Annotated in this window: 19 protein-coding genes; 4 read left to right on the top strand and 15 right to left on the bottom strand. The window is 72.0% G+C overall.

Going from position 1 to position 15,354, the window contains the following annotated elements:
- Positions 1-200 precede the first annotated feature (200 nt).
- From ACTHMF_RS11865 to ACTHMF_RS11855, 3 genes are all read right to left on the bottom strand, one after another.
- Positions 201-1,052: a trypsin-like serine protease gene (locus tag ACTHMF_RS11865; protein ID WP_440317779.1), complete on the bottom strand. Its 852-nt coding sequence runs from the start codon at positions 1,050-1,052 to the stop codon at positions 201-203.
- Positions 1,053-1,136: 84 nt separating this feature from the next.
- On the bottom strand, positions 1,137-2,036 hold the full coding sequence (locus ACTHMF_RS11860) for an APC family permease (protein WP_440317778.1): 900 nt from the start codon (positions 2,034-2,036) through the stop codon (positions 1,137-1,139).
- An 8-nt stretch (positions 2,037-2,044) separates the two neighbouring features.
- Positions 2,045-2,464 (bottom strand): DUF7144 family membrane protein, encoded by a 420-nt coding sequence (locus tag ACTHMF_RS11855; RefSeq protein ID WP_314147762.1) that lies wholly within the window; start codon positions 2,462-2,464, stop codon positions 2,045-2,047.
- Between the two features lie 214 nt (positions 2,465-2,678).
- Here ACTHMF_RS11855 and ACTHMF_RS11850 point away from each other — a divergent pair, with 214 nt between their 5' ends.
- The gene (locus tag ACTHMF_RS11850) at positions 2,679-3,206 is read left to right on the top strand and encodes a DUF1269 domain-containing protein (RefSeq protein ID WP_440317776.1); all 528 of its coding nucleotides are present in this window, start codon (positions 2,679-2,681) and stop codon (positions 3,204-3,206) included.
- A 108-nt stretch (positions 3,207-3,314) separates the two neighbouring features.
- Here ACTHMF_RS11850 and ACTHMF_RS11845 read toward each other — a convergent pair whose 3' ends face one another.
- From ACTHMF_RS11845 to ACTHMF_RS11830, 4 genes are all read right to left on the bottom strand, one after another.
- Positions 3,315-4,715 carry an MFS transporter gene (locus ACTHMF_RS11845; protein ID WP_440317774.1) on the bottom strand — a complete coding sequence of 467 codons (1,401 nt, stop codon included), beginning with the start codon at positions 4,713-4,715 and terminating at the stop codon, positions 3,315-3,317.
- A gap of 186 nt (positions 4,716-4,901) precedes the next feature.
- Positions 4,902-5,705 (bottom strand): SDR family oxidoreductase, encoded by an 804-nt coding sequence (locus ACTHMF_RS11840; protein WP_440317773.1) that lies wholly within the window; start codon positions 5,703-5,705, stop codon positions 4,902-4,904.
- A gap of 3 nt (positions 5,706-5,708) precedes the next feature.
- On the bottom strand, positions 5,709-6,236 hold the full coding sequence (locus ACTHMF_RS11835; RefSeq protein WP_440317771.1) for a MarR family winged helix-turn-helix transcriptional regulator: 528 nt from the start codon (positions 6,234-6,236) through the stop codon (positions 5,709-5,711).
- A gap of 41 nt (positions 6,237-6,277) precedes the next feature.
- Complete coding sequence (locus tag ACTHMF_RS11830; RefSeq protein ID WP_440317769.1) at positions 6,278-6,436, bottom strand: hypothetical protein; 159 nt, start codon at positions 6,434-6,436, stop codon at positions 6,278-6,280.
- Positions 6,437-6,693: 257 nt separating this feature from the next.
- Here ACTHMF_RS11830 and ACTHMF_RS11825 point away from each other — a divergent pair, with 257 nt between their 5' ends.
- Both ACTHMF_RS11825 and ACTHMF_RS11820 read left to right on the top strand, forming a co-directional pair.
- Positions 6,694-7,074: an ArsR/SmtB family transcription factor gene (locus ACTHMF_RS11825; RefSeq protein WP_314147756.1), complete on the top strand. Its 381-nt coding sequence runs from the start codon at positions 6,694-6,696 to the stop codon at positions 7,072-7,074.
- A 20-nt stretch (positions 7,075-7,094) separates the two neighbouring features.
- Positions 7,095-8,150 carry a cation diffusion facilitator family transporter gene (locus ACTHMF_RS11820; RefSeq protein WP_440317766.1) on the top strand — a complete coding sequence of 352 codons (1,056 nt, stop codon included), beginning with the start codon at positions 7,095-7,097 and terminating at the stop codon, positions 8,148-8,150.
- Between the two features lie 16 nt (positions 8,151-8,166).
- Here ACTHMF_RS11820 and ACTHMF_RS11815 read toward each other — a convergent pair whose 3' ends face one another.
- Positions 8,167-8,604: an ester cyclase gene (locus tag ACTHMF_RS11815; RefSeq protein ID WP_440317764.1), complete on the bottom strand. Its 438-nt coding sequence runs from the start codon at positions 8,602-8,604 to the stop codon at positions 8,167-8,169.
- Positions 8,605-8,681: 77 nt separating this feature from the next.
- Here ACTHMF_RS11815 and ACTHMF_RS11810 point away from each other — a divergent pair, with 77 nt between their 5' ends.
- A complete protein-coding gene (locus tag ACTHMF_RS11810; RefSeq protein WP_440317762.1) occupies positions 8,682-9,302 on the top strand; it encodes a TetR/AcrR family transcriptional regulator in 621 nt (206 codons plus the stop codon).
- Here ACTHMF_RS11810 and ACTHMF_RS11805 read toward each other — a convergent pair.
- From ACTHMF_RS11805 to ACTHMF_RS11775, 7 genes are all read right to left on the bottom strand, one after another.
- The gene (locus tag ACTHMF_RS11805; protein ID WP_440317760.1) at positions 9,299-9,532 is read right to left on the bottom strand and encodes a hypothetical protein; all 234 of its coding nucleotides are present in this window, start codon (positions 9,530-9,532) and stop codon (positions 9,299-9,301) included. The two genes, ACTHMF_RS11810 and ACTHMF_RS11805, sit on opposite strands and share 4 nt — an antisense overlap.
- 278 nt (positions 9,533-9,810) lie before the next feature.
- Entirely contained in the window at positions 9,811-10,263 is a 453-nt protein-coding gene (locus ACTHMF_RS11800) for a hypothetical protein (protein WP_440317758.1), read from the bottom strand.
- Positions 10,264-10,403: 140 nt separating this feature from the next.
- Positions 10,404-11,039, bottom strand: coding sequence for a MurR/RpiR family transcriptional regulator (locus ACTHMF_RS11795; protein ID WP_440317756.1), 636 nt, complete (start codon positions 11,037-11,039; stop codon positions 10,404-10,406).
- 31 nt (positions 11,040-11,070) lie between these two features.
- Positions 11,071-11,910 (bottom strand): serine hydrolase, encoded by an 840-nt coding sequence (locus ACTHMF_RS11790; protein WP_440317754.1) that lies wholly within the window; start codon positions 11,908-11,910, stop codon positions 11,071-11,073.
- Positions 11,907-12,731, bottom strand: coding sequence for a serine hydrolase (locus tag ACTHMF_RS11785; RefSeq protein WP_314147749.1), 825 nt, complete (start codon positions 12,729-12,731; stop codon positions 11,907-11,909). The genes ACTHMF_RS11790 and ACTHMF_RS11785 overlap by 4 nt, the downstream gene beginning before the upstream one ends.
- A complete protein-coding gene (locus tag ACTHMF_RS11780) occupies positions 12,731-13,702 on the bottom strand; it encodes a S66 peptidase family protein (protein ID WP_314147748.1) in 972 nt (323 codons plus the stop codon). Before ACTHMF_RS11780 ends, ACTHMF_RS11785 begins: the two co-directional genes overlap by 1 nt.
- Entirely contained in the window at positions 13,699-15,354 is a 1,656-nt protein-coding gene (locus ACTHMF_RS11775) for an ATP-binding cassette domain-containing protein (protein ID WP_440317752.1), read from the bottom strand. Before ACTHMF_RS11775 ends, ACTHMF_RS11780 begins: the two co-directional genes overlap by 4 nt.

The following is a 15,354-nucleotide window of genomic DNA, read 5'->3' as shown; positions in this document are numbered from 1 at the left end:
GGCGGGCCATGGTCGCGGGGGGGCGGGGCGGCCCCCGCCCGGCGACGGTGGGGGGGGCGTCCGGGAGTGCACGCCCACCCCACCGTCTCCGGTGAGTCCGTCCCCGTCGGCGCAGAGCCGGATGCGCGTGTCGGGAGGCGCGGCGAGCAGCGCTCGCAACACCCCCCCGGCGTCGGCTCGCGCCGCGAGGCTACCGCCCGTCAGACCCCGAAGGTCGCCAGCCAGGTGTCGACCGACGGGATGTCCACGCGCTGGTAGCCGCCGAGGTAGCGGCAGTTGTCCGTGTAGCCGTAGCTGGTCACGGCCACCAGCTGGTCGCCGAGGAAGACCGGGCCGCCGGAGTCGCCGAAGCAGGTGCCGCCGGTTCCCCGCGTGTCGTTGGGGTTGCCGTTCGTCTGCAGGATCTGCGGGGTCAGCTTCTGGCCGGGCATGTCGACGTAGCGGCGCAGCAGCGGGTAGGTCATCGGCTGCGGCTTCTGCGGGCCGGACTCCGGCTTGCGGACCTCGGTGCCGTATCCCACCGCGGTGAACAGCGTCTTGGAGAGGTTGCTGGTCTTGATCGCGTCCAGTGTGCCGACCGGCGCGATGGCAGGATAGCCGGACCCGAACGAGGCGACCGGGTGGTCGAGCACGATCACGCCGACGTCGTTCCAGTTCGCGGTGTCCGTGAAGTCGGAGTAGTCGGGGTGCGTGTACGCGGTGCCGGAGAGGTAGCCGGCCGCGGCGATCTCGGCGGAGGTGTACCCGGCGCTCGGGTCCGCGGCCACCGGGAACGGCGTGGGCGGCTGCTCGGCGATCACCGAGTCGAAGGTGACGAGCGTCTTGCCCAGCGTGCCGGACGTGCAGTGCGCGGCGGTGAGCACCACCGTCGGCGACACCAGTGTCGCCGAGCACCGGAAGCGCCCGTCGGCGTCGTAGAACAGGATGAGGCCGACGTCGGGATGCCTGTTCCCGTCCGCGGTTCCTCCCGTGCTGGCGACGGCGGGTGTGCCGACGGCCAGTGCGGCGAATGCGGCCAGCGCGATGGCGGCGGCCAGGATTCTCTTACGCATGGATCCTCCTTCGGATCGTGCAGCGGTTCTCGATTGCTCCGAGTATGCCGATCCCCCGGACAGGGGCCAAGAGTGAAAAACCCTTCAGGCAGACGTCTCCGGCGCGACGGGTGGCTTGGAGCGGCGGGCCGCGGCCTTCCAGACCAGGTCGATCAGCACGGCCAGCGCGATGATAGCCAGCAGCGCCCAGGCGGTCGCGGGCTCGGCGACGAGGGTGGTCGTGCAGAAGATGACGAAGGTGCCCAGGGTGGCGACCCGGCCGATCGGCAGGACGACGATCGAGGCGCCGGTCTGCGCGCGCACGCGCAGGTGCGCGATGCTGACGGAGGAGAACACGAGCAGCGCGACGGCGCTGCCGATGGACGCGATGGCGTTCAGGTTGAAGAACGCCACGAGGACGATCGCGAACGCCGCCATGACCAGCAGGCCCGCGGGGAAGCGTCCGGCCGAGCGGCCGAAGAACGGCGGGAACTGGCCGACGCGGGCGAGGTGCTGGGTCATCCCGATCGACGGGTACAGGCCGGCGTTCACGGCCCCGGTCGTCGAGAACAGCGCGGTGATCACCATGAGCACGTAGCCCGCGTCGCCGAGGATCGGCTTCGCGGCCTCGGCGAGCGCGGTGGGACCGTACCGGACGACGTCGTCCGCCGGCAGCGTCCCGAACACGCCGAGCGAGACGGCGACGTACACCGTGGTGGCGATGAGCAGCGCGAGGAAGATCGCTCTCGGCAGCTGCTTCGCCGGGTTGGGCAGGTCCTTCGCCGTGAAGGTGATCACGCCGAAGCCGAGGAACGCGAAGAAGGTGAGCGCGACGCTGGAGACGATCTGCCGCCAGTCCGGGTAGCCCGACGGCGCGAGCAGGGCGGGGTTCCAGGTGGCGATCGTGACGACGGCGAACAGCACCAGGATGATCAGCACCACGGTGACGATGACCGACTGCACGCGCGCGACCGCGCGCGAGCCGATCGCGTTCAGGCCGGACATCACCAGGCTCAGGAACGGACCTCCCGCCCGTGCACGGTCACCGCGTAGATGACCAGCACGTCGAGCGCGACCATCACGATCGACCACCAGGGCTGGGCGGGGAGCGACATCAGGTGGGACACCGCGTTCACCGCGACGATGATCGCGACGAGCACGCGCGCCCAGGTCCTGCCGGTCAGCAGGAAGAACGCCGCGACGACCAGCGCGATCCCGACGATCAGCGACCACCACCCCCAGGCCGCGACGTCGAACGACGCGACGCCGCCGCGCGGGCCGACGAAGTACGCGGTGTTCGGGCCGACGATCGCCATGATCCCGTAGAAGATGTCGATGGCCGCCCCGATCAGGAGGACGATGCCGGCGAAGTACACCCAACCGACCCACCCGGTCCGCTGACGTGCCTGACTGCTGGTGTCTGTCTGAGCCATGATGACTAACTCCCTGCGGTCTCGGTGGTGCCCCGGAACTCCCGGTCAGCCGCATGATGCAGCGCGAGCACGGGCCTTGGCAATGGGGCAGAATCGCGCCGAACTGACCCCTGCCCGGGGCCTCCCCGCGGCGTTACCGTGTGGCTGCCGCGGGACCCACCCGGCGGCGGAGACCAGGCCGGCCCGGCGCAGGCCCAGCAGAACGGAGCAGGAGATGGCTGATCAGCCGTACACCGCGATCGCCGCGCAGTACGCGAGCGAGGACGAGGCGGTCGCGGATTTCGACGCGCTGCACGCGCACTTCAAGCAGTCGGGTAAGCACGCGGCCTTCGACGCCGCGGTGGTGAACCGCGACCTGGAGGGCAACGTCAGCATCCCGAAGCGGGACGACGGCGGCAAGCACCACGGTGGCAGGAAGGGCCTGGCGATCGGCCTGGCCGGCGGCCTCGTCGTCGCGCTGTTCCCCGCGGTCGCGCTCGGCGGAGCGCTGCTTGCCGGCGGTGGAGCGGGAGCGGGCATCGGCGCCCTGGCCGGGCACCTGTCCAAGAACGCCTCGGCGGACGCTCTGAAGTCGATCAGCGAGACGCTGCACGCCGGAAGCGCCGGGATCGTGGCAGTGGTCGACCCGTCCCTCGCCGACGAGGTCGCGGGGCTGCTGACCCACGCGACGGGCGTGACGCGCAGCGAGCTCGCGGTAGACGAGGAGAAGCTCGACAACGAGGTCCAAGACGCCGCCGACTGACCCCGCACCCCTCACGACTGACCCCGTCCGGTACGTCCGTCCCCGCGCGAGCAGGGTCGGGACGTACCCGCCGGGGTCCCGTCGCGGGAGGTGGCGGACTGGGCGGGACTACGCCGTCGCCTCTGCGGAGCCGCGCGCCTCGGACGGCCGCGCGGGCAGGAAGCCGGAGACGGCCGCCCCGCCGACGGCCACAACGACCAGCACGATCATGGCGAGCACGTAGCCGCCGGCCCGCTGGCCGACGCCGAATCCGAGGACCGTCCCGACGATCGCCGTGCCGAAGCTCGAACCGAGGTTCGAGACGCTGCGCGAGAGCCCGGAGATCTCGCCCTGCTGCGCCTCCGGGAACGCCGACTGCACGACGTTCACGCTCGGGGTCAGCATCACGCCGATCCCGAGCCCGATCACGAGCAGGCCGGGAGCGAACGGCCACGCCCCCGGCACCGCACCGACCAGGAGCAGCAGGAGCGTGCCGATCCCGGTGACGAGGAACCCGCTCAGGATGAGGGTCCGCTGGGCGATCCTGCGCGCCAGCCGGCCCGCCGCGAGCGAGGAGACGAGGATGCCGAGGGTCGCCGCCGTGAAGATGACGCCGGTCTCGATCGCGTTGTACTTGCGCACCACCTGCAGGTGGCTGGAGACCAGGAACGAGACGCCCATCAGCAGCAGCCACTGGAAGTTCTGCGTGACGAGCCCGAGGTTGGAGACGCGGTTGCCGAACAGCGCGGTGGACAGCAGCGGTTCGCGGCCGCGGCGCTCCAGCCGCCGGATCCACGCGAAGAACGCGGCGATGATCCCGGCGCCGACCACCAGCAGGACGATCGCCAGGAGCGGCGTGCGGTCGATGGCGAGGATCCCGGCGACGAAGACGATCAGGCCGCCGCCGGAGAGCAGCGCTCCGACGACGTCGTAGGGGCGGTCGGGATCGGCGGGCAGCGGGTCCCTCAGCGCGAGCGCGAACAGGATGATCACCACGATGATCAGCGCCTGGAACAGGAAGGCCGCCCGCCAGCTGATGGCGCTGCAGATCCAGCCGCCGATCAGCGGCCCGGTCGCGGCGCCGATGCCGCCGGCGGCGCTGACCAGGCCGAACGACCTGGCCCTGCCCTGCATGTCCTTCCAGTACAGCGTCACCAGGATGTAGACGGGCGGGATCAGCAGAGCGGTCCCCGCGCCCTCCAGGATCGAGTTGCCCAGGATGAGCAGGCCGAGCCCGGGCGACAGCGCGCTGAGCACAGCGCCGACGCCGTAGATGCCGAGCCCGAGCAGGAAGCAGGTCTTGCGTCCCAGCCAGTCGGTCAGCTTGCCGAACGGCACCATCAGCGCCGCCATGGTGAGCAGGAACAGCGTGATCGACAGCTGGATGCCCGCGACGGTCGTGCCGAGATCCCTGCTCATGTCGGTGAGCATGACGTTCATGTTCGACCCGGCGAACGAGCAGATGAATTGGGCGAGCGCGAGCGGGACCAGCGTCCAGCCGGCAACCGCCCTCCCCGTAGAGCTGCTCATCGTGCGCCTCCGTCCGATCCGGCGTGCGAACGCTAACGCCGCCGGCCGGCCGCTGGCTAGACCGGACGGAGGGGGGCTCCCCACCCGTCGAGTACGCAGAAAGTGGGGCCGAAACGGCCGAGTACGCAGAGAATCTGCGTACTCGGCGGTTTCGGGGGGCGGGCGCCGGGGGAGGGGGTGCTGAGGCTAGTTCGAGGTGTCGTTCCAGGACCAGATGTCGTCGCCGCGCAGCGTCGCGTCGGCGCCGCCGTCGTCGTAGATCACCTGGCCGGCCATGTGGGTGTTCTCGGTGCTGGTCAGCCAGATCAGCAGCGCGGCGATCGACTCCGGGGGCTGGTGGTAGTTCAGCGGCATCGGGACGCTCGCGTCGACCATCGCCGCGCCCTCCGGCGTCTTCAGCAGGTCGGCGGTCATCGGCGTGATCACGGTGCCTGGCGCGACCGCGTTCAGCGGGATGCCCGCCCCGGCCCACGCCGGGGTGATGGACTCGCGGCGCACCCAGCGGGCCAGTGCGCGCTTCGAGGACGGGTAGACCAGGTATCCGGTCTCCGGTCCCTGGGCGGTGAGGCCCTCGGCGATGGCCAGAGCGCCCGCCTCATCGCCCGCGAGCGCGGCCTCCACCATCTCGGCCGAGTTCGCCTGCAGGGACGCCATCGACGAGACGACCGCGGCGCGCGGAGCCTCGGAGGCGGCCAGGGCGGGCAGCAGCGCGGTCAGCAGCTCGGTGACCCCGAAGTAGTTGACCGAGATGGTCTTCGGGATCGGCGCGGCGATCCCCGCGCACGCGATCACCGCGTCGATGGTGCCGCCGGCGAGCTCGATCGCGCGGGCCGCCGCCTCGGCCCGCCCCTCCGGGACGGACAGGTCGGCCTCGACGTCGGCGTTCTTCAGGTCGATGCCGATCACGCGCTCTCCGCGCTCGGTCAGCCTGCGGGCGGTGGTGGCGCCGATGCCCGACGCCGATCCGGTGACCACATAGGTGCGGGTCATTCTCTACCTCTTCTTCTTCTTCTTCTTCTTCTTCTCTGGCGCGGCGGGTCCCGCCGTGCTGGGCTGCTTCCCGGCTCCGCCGTCGACGGCGAGGGCGGAGACGAACCGGGAGAGGTCTCGGGCGAACGCGTCCGTGCCGGCCGCATCCCACTCGGCCAGGGCGGCGTGGACGATGGCGATGCCCTCGCTCACCAGCCGGTCGTATGCCTCCCTGCCGCGTGCGGACAGCGAGAGGGTGGAGGCGCGCGCGTCGCCGGGGTCCGGCTCGCGCTCGACGAGGCCGGCCTCGGTCAGCCGGCGGAGCTGCTTGCTCATCGTCGGGCGGCTGAGCCGCAGGGTGTCGGCGAGGGCGCTCGCGCGCTGCGGGCCGAGCTGGCCGAGCGCGTAGAGCGGCTGCACGTCGACGGGGTCGACGTCGACGCCGGCACGCCGGGCGATCGCCTCCTGCGTCGCGACGGACGCCCAGTCCGCCACGAGCAGCGTGAGCGCGGCGAGCAGCTGGCGCTCGGGGCCGTCGGATGGGGTCGTCACTCCGACAGGATACGTCCGACTAGTTGCCTGAGGCAACCAAACTAGCGCGACTGCTCGGGACCGAGCGGGTCGCCGGAGGCGGGGGAGGCCGGCGCGTCCTTCAGCTCGACGATGATCGTGTGGGTCGGGGTGTCGCCGGTGTTGCGGCCGGTGTGCGACTGTGCGGGGATCCAGACGGCCTGCTCGGCGGCCAGCCGCACGTCCCTGCTGCGGTCGCCCGAGGCGAGGCGAGGCGTCGCGAGAACGACGTGAGGGTGACCATGACGGAGTCCGGGTGCCGGTGCGGGGTGGTCTCGTCGCCGGGGGCGTCCCGGTACTCGAGAACGCGCACGCGCTCGTTCTCCCACAGCAGCGCATAGTGGTCGGGGTTGCTCACGACCGGGTCGTCGTCCACGCACGCAGGGTAGCGCCGGGGGTGTGGGTTCGGGGAGGGGTGAGGACGAGTTAGTATCTGCGTATGGATGCAGATAAGCCGATTTGCGGCCGCCTCCCCGACAGCCAGTTCGTGGAGCTCGCGGTCGAGGTGTTCGCGATGCTCGCCGACGCGACCAGGGTGCGGATCGTGCTCGCGCTGAAGGATGCGGGCGAGCTGTCGGTGAACCACTTGGCCGACATCCTCGACAAGCAGCCGTCCGCGGTGTCGCAGCACCTCGCCAAGCTCCGGCTGGCCCGGATCGTCGCGACCAGGCAGGACGGCCAGCGCGTCTTCTACCGGCTCGAGAACGAGCACGCGAGCCGCCTGGTGGCCGACGCGATCTTCCAGGCCGAGCACTCCCTCGGCGGGACACCGCGGCACCACCACGCCGAGGCTGCGTCCGCGGAGGAGGCGTCGGCGTGAGCGGGGGTGGCGTCCCCCACGTGCATGGGCACGGGACCGCGCATCCGCACGACCACGACAACCCGCACGACCACGACCACGACCAGCCGCACGACCACGACCACGACCACGACCACCCGCACGACCACGACCACGACCACCCGCACGGCGGCGTGCGCGGCTTCCTCTACGACCTGTTCGTCCCGCACACGCACGACGCCGCGGACGCGGTGGACGACGCGCTGGAGGCGAGCCGGGCGGGCGTGACCGCCGTGAAGGTGTCGATGTTCGTCCTGCTCGGCACCACCCTGCTGCAGCTGCTCTTCGTCTGGTTCACCGGGTCGGTCGCCCTGCTCGCCGACACCATCCACAACTTCGCCGACGCCCTCACGGCCGTTCCGCTCTGGATCGCGTTCGTCCTCGGCCGGCGCGCTGCCACCCGCAGGCACACCTTCGGCTACGGCCGCGCCGAGGACCTCGCCGGCCTCTTCATCGTCTTCGTCGTCGCCCTCTCCGCCGTCATCGCCGGGTGGGAGGCGATCGACCGGTTCATCCACCCGCGTCCCGTCGAGAACGCCTGGTGGCTGATCGTCGCCGGCGTCATCGGCTTCGCGGGCAACGAGCTGGTCGCGATCTACCGCATCCGCGTCGGCAGGAGGATCGGCTCCGCAGCGCTGGTCGCGGACGGCATGCACGCGCGGCTGGACGGCGTGACCTCGCTGTCCGTCGTCCTCGGCGCCGTCGGCGTCCTGCTCGGCTTCCCGCTCGCCGACCCGATCATCGGCCTGCTGATCGCGGTCTCGATCCTGGTGCTGCTCTGGGGGACCGTGAAGTCGATCGGCGCGCGGCTCATGGACGCGGTCGATCCGGGGCTCGTCGAGCGCGCGGAGCACGCGCTCCAGCGCACCGAAGGGGTGGCGGCGGTCCGCGACGTCCGGCTGCGCTGGTCGGGGCACCGCCTGCTCGGATCGGCGGTCGTGGCGACCGGAGCCGTGAGCCTCGCCGACGCCTCCCTGATCGCGGAGCACGCCGCGGAGTACGTGCGTGCCGAGCTGCACAGCGTCGACGACTTCGTGGTGACGCCGACGCCCGCCTGACCGCCGGACGTGCCGTTCAGCCCCGGGTCGGGATGCGGCCGAGACGCACCAGGAGCTCGAAGCGGTCCGGGACGCCCCAGTGCTCCACGATGCGGCCGTCGGCGATCCGCGCGATGTCGATCACGGTGAGCCGGACCGGGAGCCCGGTCGGCGGCCCGGCGAACGGGCCGGTGTTGGTGCCGGCCCCCTCCGCCCGCACCCAGACGATGTCGTCGCGTTCCGCCCAGTCCTGCACGGTGAAGCGCAGGTCGGGGAAGGCCGCATGCACCTCCGCGATGCCCTTCTTGACCTTGGCGATGGCCTCGGCGCCCGTGCCGGAGAGCCCGAACTGGTGCTCAACCAGGTCGGGCGAGCACAGCTCGTCGACGATGGCGGTGTCCCCGGTGGCGAAGCCCTCCGCGAGCATCCGCTCGATGATCCGGAGCCCCGAGGGCTCGGTTCGCGTGCCGACCATGACAACTCCCTTGTTCGCAGTGGTCATGCATTGGATGCAGTGTGACTGCACCCAATGCAGTCACTAGTATCGATCGCATGGATCGCGCCGTCAAGACCGGAGTCTCGACCTACCGCCAGCAGCAGGCGGCGGAGACGAAGCTCCGCATCGCCACCGCGGCGCAGACGCTGTTCGCCCGGGACGGCTACGCGGTGACGAGCATGGAGGCGATCGCTCAGGCGGCCGGGGTGGGCACGCGCACGGTCTACGCGGCCTTCGGGGCCAAGCGCGAGATCCTGAACGCCATCTGCGAGCGCTGGCTGGAGCGCGCGAGGGCGCGCGAGCTCGCGCAGGAGGTGCTCGCCCAGCCGGACACCGACGCCAGGATCGCGGGCGCAGCGCACTGGCTGACCGTCCTCTACTCCACCGACTTCGACGTCGTCCGCATCCTGGACGCCGCCCTCGACGAGGATGCCGAGACCCAGAGCCTGCTGCGCGCGAAGCTGCGCGGCCGCAATCGCGTGATGGACGGGCTGATCGCCTCGATCGAGCCCGCGCTCGCGCTGCCGCTCGCGGAGGCGCAGGCCGTCTACCGCGCCCTGGCCGCCCGGGGCGTGTACGAGGAGCTGGTCGTCGGCTCGCGCTGGCCGGTCCCGCGGTTCGAGTCCTGGCTCGCCGCGACGCTCAGGGCACAGCTGCTCGGAGCGCCCGCCTCCTAGTTGAAGATCGCCCAGTCGGCGCGGTCGAGGACCATGGGCTGGCCCTTCGCGACGACCTGCCAGTGCTGGTCGTCCCGTCCGGCGTACTCGACGAGCATTGTCGTGTACTTCCAGTCGCCGGCGACCCGCTGCCAGTGGATCAGGGAGATCAGCTGACCGTGGCGCAGGTAGGGGACGGGGGCGTTCTCGTCGGGGTGCGGTTCATGCTGAACAGACGCGTGCATCGTCATGGGCGGACCTCCTCAGCACCGGTGCCCGTCACCCGCCGCGGAACGCGCCGGCGGTACCGGATGCGCACAGTGTGACTCCTGTCAATCCCTGCGGCTAGACCTGATTTGTGCACTAAGAGAAACGGGTCGCGCCGGCCCGCGCGCGGCCCTCGGCACATCCACGGGAACCCCCCGGTAGCCGCAGGAAGCCGGGCACCGCGCGCGGCGCCGACACTTGCAGGATGCCCCGCGCAGAGCGGTTCGGCAATGCCGATTTTTCCGGGATCGGTGCCGCTGCGTCAGCGGCCGTCGAGGGCGATGTACCAGGCCTCGACGCTCGTCAGGTCGACCTCCTTCACCAGGATCTGGTCGACGCCCGTCACGGTCATGCCGAGCAGGTCGACAGGGTGCGGGCCGTCGGCGCATTCGGCGTCTCCCGGCACTGTCGTGGACCCGTGCGCCGTCCTGGCGGTGATCGTGACGTGGGCGCTCCCCGGGCCGAGGCACCAGATCGTCGCGCCGGTGACGGTGGCGGGATCGCCGAGGTCGAGGGTGATGGTCCCGTCCCGACCGTGGACGCCCGGTGTGTCGCCGACACCGCCGCCCCCTCCGAGCGTCCCTCCGCGGTGCCGGTCCATCCAGCGCGAGATCTCGGCGTCCGAGTGCCGTGGCGGCGCGCTCGCGCAGCCGGCGAGCAGGGCCGCGATCAGCGCGGGGACGAGCAGGGCGGCGCGGTGCGGGCGGCGGGTCACGGAGAGAACATAGCGCGCCGGGGCTCGACCGCGGCGGCGGCACACTCCGGCGCCGAGTGCCGGCTGACCGAGAACGATGCCGGAGGCGCCTGCTCGTCGGCGTCGGACTCGCCGCGCGCGCCATCATCCGGCGGCCGGCGCTAGTCGTCGAGGTAGAGGCCGAGCTTCTCGGCGAGGCGGTCGCGCTCCAGCAGGCGGCGGCCCGCGCCCTTGGCGCTCGCCGTGGTCAGCGTGGTGAGGATGTGGATGACGAGGGCGACGGACGTGGGCGAGTTGGCGAACGAGGCGCTCGCCGTGTCCACGATCAGGCACTCGTCGGCGATCGACACCAGCGGAGCGTCCGCGGCATCGGTGATCACCACGAGCGTGCCGCCCGCCTTCTTGAAGAGCTCGGCGATGTCGACCGTGTACTTGCGGTAGCGGGCCAGCGAGAACGCCACGAGCACGTCGCTCGTGCGCACGTCGCTCAGCACGTCGAGCGGGCGCACGATGGTGCCGTCGATCAGCACGACGTTCGCCAGTCCCGCGCTCAGGTCCATCGCGAGCAGCGACGCGTACGTGAACGACTTCGCCGCGCCGAGCACGAAGCGGCGGCGCGCGGCGACGATGAGCCCCGCGGTGCGCTCGAAGGCGGGGTCCTCGGCCGCCCAGTCGAGCGCGTGCGCGAGCTGCTCGCGCTCCTGCTCGATCACGCGCCGCTTCAGCACGAGCGCCGACCGGCGCTGCACGCGGGCGTCGTACCGCTCGTGCGGGCTTCCCAGTTCGACAGCGTTCACATCTCGCCTCTCGGGGGACATAGCAGAAGTATCACAGGGCGCCGCCGCCGGGGCGGGATTCCGCGAGCCGGTTCCGTAACACGTCGCCCGCGGAGCGCATGACGGCGAGCACGCGGTCGCGGGCGTCGACGTCCCGCGGCCAGTTCGCCAGCACGGCGTACGCGACCCGGCGCTCGGGCGACATCACGAGCCCGGTGTCCGCGCGCACCGTCGAGATCGTGCCGGTCTTGTTCCAGAGCCAGACGTCGCGGTCGAAGGAGTAGTGGGCCAGCGGGTCGAGGCCGAACGCGGACGCGACCATCGACAGGTCCATGCCGGCGCCCAGCCAGCGCTGCAGGGTGTCAGCGGAGGCCGGGCTGAGGTCGGCCGCGGTCGCCGTGTTGCGCACGAACCGGACGAGCTCGGAGGCGGTGGCATGCGAGAGCGTGCGCGGCGCGCCGGGCGGAAGCGGCCAGCGCACGACGTCGTCGAGGCCGGAGTCCGTGTACCCGAGCGCACGGGTGTGCTCCTGCACCACGGGGAGGCCGATCACCCGGCACAGCGTGTTCGTCGCCGCGTTGTCGCTGACCGCGCCGATCAGCGCGGCCACGTCGTACAGCGACAGCGTGTCCGCCTGCAGCAGATACCAGAGGCCGGAGTTGTCCATCCACTCGGACGGTCGTCTGGTCACGCGCTCCTCGAGCGTGCGCGTCCCGGCGTCCACCTCGGCGAGCAGCCGGTGCAGCAAGAACACCTTCCCGACGCTCGCGGTGTCGAGCACGAGGTCCGGCCGGTGCTCGAACAGCGTCTCGCCCGAGTCCACATCCACGGCGAGGGCGGAGAAGCGCAGGCCGTCGAGCTCGCGCTCCGCCTCGGCGAATCCGGCGCTCATGCCCTGGCCATCCCGGTGACGTGGGCGCGCAGCTGCTCGCCGATCGCGTGCATGGCGTCGAGCACCGGCGCGCGCAGGTCCGTCTCGGAGTCCTTCCAGTTCGCGGCCACGGCGTAGGCGACGGAGGCCGCCGGTCCGGCGAGGTGACCGATGTCGGCGCGCGCGAACGAGGTGCTTCCCGTCTTGTGCCGCAGCACCATGCCCTGATACTCCGGCTCGACGTGCGCGAGCGGGTCCAGCAGCAGCGCGTCGGCGACGAGGGAGGTGTCGGTGTCCGCGGCGAGCCAGTCGAGCACGCGGCCGCTCACGCCGGGCGAGATCACCTCGCCGGCGCCCAGCCGGCGCATGAGCTCGGCGAGCTCGGCGCCGGTGCCGTAGGACGGCGTCCACGGCAGGTCGGGCGTCCGCTCGTTCCGGATGAAGTCGTGCAGCGACGTGTCGGCGAAGCCGAGCGACGGCGCGACGGCGCGCACCGTGTCCAGCCCGCACAGCCAAAGCAGGGCGTTCGTCGCCAGGTTGTCGCTGACGGCGCCCACCAGCAGCGCTGCGTCCTCGACGGTCACCCGCTGGTCGCGCATCCGGTACAGCAGCCCGGAGTCCGCGACCCGGTGCTCGTCCGGGATCTCGATGCGGCTTCCGGGGTCCAGCTCGCCGGCCTCCAGCCGGCGGGCCACCTCGATGAGCAGGAAGACCTTGCCGATGCTGGCGGTCTCGCAGACGACGTCCGGCGCGTGCGACGCGAGGACGGACCCGTCCGCCGCGTCGAGCACGCGGATCGACCAGCGCACCCGGGGATCGAGCGCGGGAAGCGCGACCGCCATCAGCGGTCCTCTCCCACCACGAGCCGGACCGGGCCGTCCTGGGGCGCGTCGAGCACGCCGTCCACGTTCAGCGGAACGCTGAGCGCGTCCGGGTCGTGCCCGAAGCCCTGCTCCCACAGCACAGGGACGCCGAGACCGGGCAGCAGCTCCTCCGCGAGCGCGCGCACCGCGTCCAGCTCGCCGCACTGGTGCCACGAGCCGAGCACGACGGCGGCGGCGTCGCCGAGCCGGCCGGAGCGGGCGAGCTGGACGAGGAAGCCGTCGAGCCGGTAGGTGTCCTCGTCCACGTCCTCCAGGAACAGGATGCCGCCGGGGCGATCCAGGGACTCGGGGGCGCCCATCGCGCCGGCGAGGAGGCTCAGGTTGCCGCCGGTGAACCGGCCGCTCGCCGCGCCGGGCACCAGCACCTCGGTGCGCGGGCCGACCAGGTCACGGCCGCGCCACGGCTCGAACAGCCAGCGCCGCACGTCCTCGCGCACGAACGCGGAGTCGCGGAACACGTCGTTGCCCGCCATCGGGCAGAACAGCGTCGGCACGTCCAGGTGGACGCGGAACGCCTCGTGCAGCGCGGTGATGTCGGACGAGCCGGTGAGCAGCTTCGGCCGGCCGTCGCGGCGGGTCGCCGCCCGCCGCATCCGCTCCCAGTCGATCCCGTCCAGCAGGCGCATGGCGCCGTAGCCGCCGCGGATGCACACCACGGCGTCGGCGTCCGGGTCGAGCCACGCGTCCACCAGATCCTGCCGGCGGGCGTCGTCCGCTCCGGCCAGGTAGGAGGCGCGCGGGTGCGGGTCGAGCACGTGCTCACCGACGACCACGTCCAGCCCCCAGTCCCGGTAGTAGCCGACCGCGCGCTCCAGGCTCTCGGCGCTGCCGAGCCCGGAGGGCGAGACGAAGCGCACCCGGTCGCCCGGCTTCAGCGGCGCGGTGTCGAGGTAGGCGAGCCGTGCGGTCTCGACGGCGGCGGCGGTCACACGAGCCTCCGCTCGATGCTCGGGGCCGCGGCGAGCAGCCGGCGGGTGTACGCGTGCTGCGGGTCGAGGAGCACCTGCTCGGTCGGCCCGTACTCCACGATCTCGCCCTCGTACATGACGGCGACCGTGTCGGCGATGTTCCAGGCGAGCCCGAGGTCGTGCGTGATCACCAGCGCGCTCAGGTCCAGCCGGTCGCGCAGCGAGAGCAGCAGGGCGAGGATCTCGCCGCGCACCGAGGCGTCGAGCGACGCGACCGGCTCGTCGGCGACCAGCAGCTGCGGCCCGACCGCGAGGGCGCCCGCGATCACCGCGCGCTGCCGCTGGCCGCCCGACAGCTCCTGCGGGATGGCGCGGAAGAACCGCTCCGGAGGCAGCAGCTCGGCGTCCGCCAGGCTCTGCGCGACGCGCTCCTGCTCGTCGCCGGCGAAGCGCTGCACGCGCAGCCCCTCCGCGACCGACTCGTAGACGCTGATCTTGGGGTTGAGCGCGGCAGACGGGTCCTGCAGCACCATCTGCACCTGGCTGCGGAACTCGCGCAGCGCCCGGCCGCGGTGCGGGATGTCCGTGCCGCGGAACCGGATGACGCTGCCGGCGTCGGCGCGCTGCAGCCCGACGATGGTGCGGGCGAGCGTCGTCTTGCCGGAGCCGGACTGGCCGACCAGGGCGAGGATCTCGCCGCGGCGCAGGCTCAGGTCCACGTTCTTGACCGCCGACAGCGGTCGTCCGCGCCCGCGGTAGGTGACGGTGACGCCTCTGGCCTCCAGGAGCACCTCGTCGGACAGCGTCCGCTCGCGGTCCCGCATCGCGCCGGGGTCGGCGCGGCGCGTGACCGGGTTGAGCCGGGAGGCGGGGTCGCCGATCGTCGGGAACGCCTCCGCCAGCTGACGGGTGTACGGGTGCTGCGGGTCGGTGCAGACCTCGTACGCGTCGCCGAGCTCGACCAGCTCGCCGTCGCGCATGATCGCGATGCGCTCGCACGCGGTCGCGAGCACCGAGAGGTCGTGGCTGATCATCAGCAGCGAGATGCCGCGCTCGGACACCAGGGTGCTGATCATGTCGAGGATCTGCTTCTGGACGATCACATCCAGTGCGGTCGTCGGCTCGTCCGCGATGATGATGTCCGGCTCGCACGCGAGCGCCATCGCGATCATCACGCGCTGCTTCTGGCCGCCGGAGAGCTCGTGCGGGTACGCGTCCTTCTTGGCGGTGGCGAGGTCGACGGCGTGCAGCAGCTCGACGACGCGGGCGGCGCGCGCCTTCTCGGTGCGCCAGCCGTCCGCCACGTGCAGCTCGAGGGCCTCGGTGATCTGCTGGCCGACCGTCCGCACCGGGTTGAGGGAGTGCATCGCGCCCTGGAAGACGATGGACGCCTCCGCCCAGCGCACGGCGCGCAGCTCGCCGAAGCGCAGGTCGGCGATGTCGGTGTCGCCGATCCGCACGCTGCCGCTCAGGGTGGCGTTCGGCGGGAGCAGGCGGAGCACGCTCATGGCGAGCGTCGACTTGCCGGAGCCGGACTCGCCGGCCACGCCCAGGGTGCCGCCGGTCGGGAGCGACAGCGAGACGTTCCGCACCGCGGCGACCTCGCCCCGGTCGCCGGTCCTGCCGGCGGTGCGGTAGGTGATGCTCACATCGTCGAACGTCAGCTCCGGCAT

The organism is Leifsonia sp., assembly GCF_051955155.1.
Classification (GTDB): Bacteria; Actinomycetota; Actinomycetes; order Actinomycetales; family Microbacteriaceae; genus Leifsonia.
This window is presented reverse-complemented; position numbering and strand designations above follow the sequence as displayed.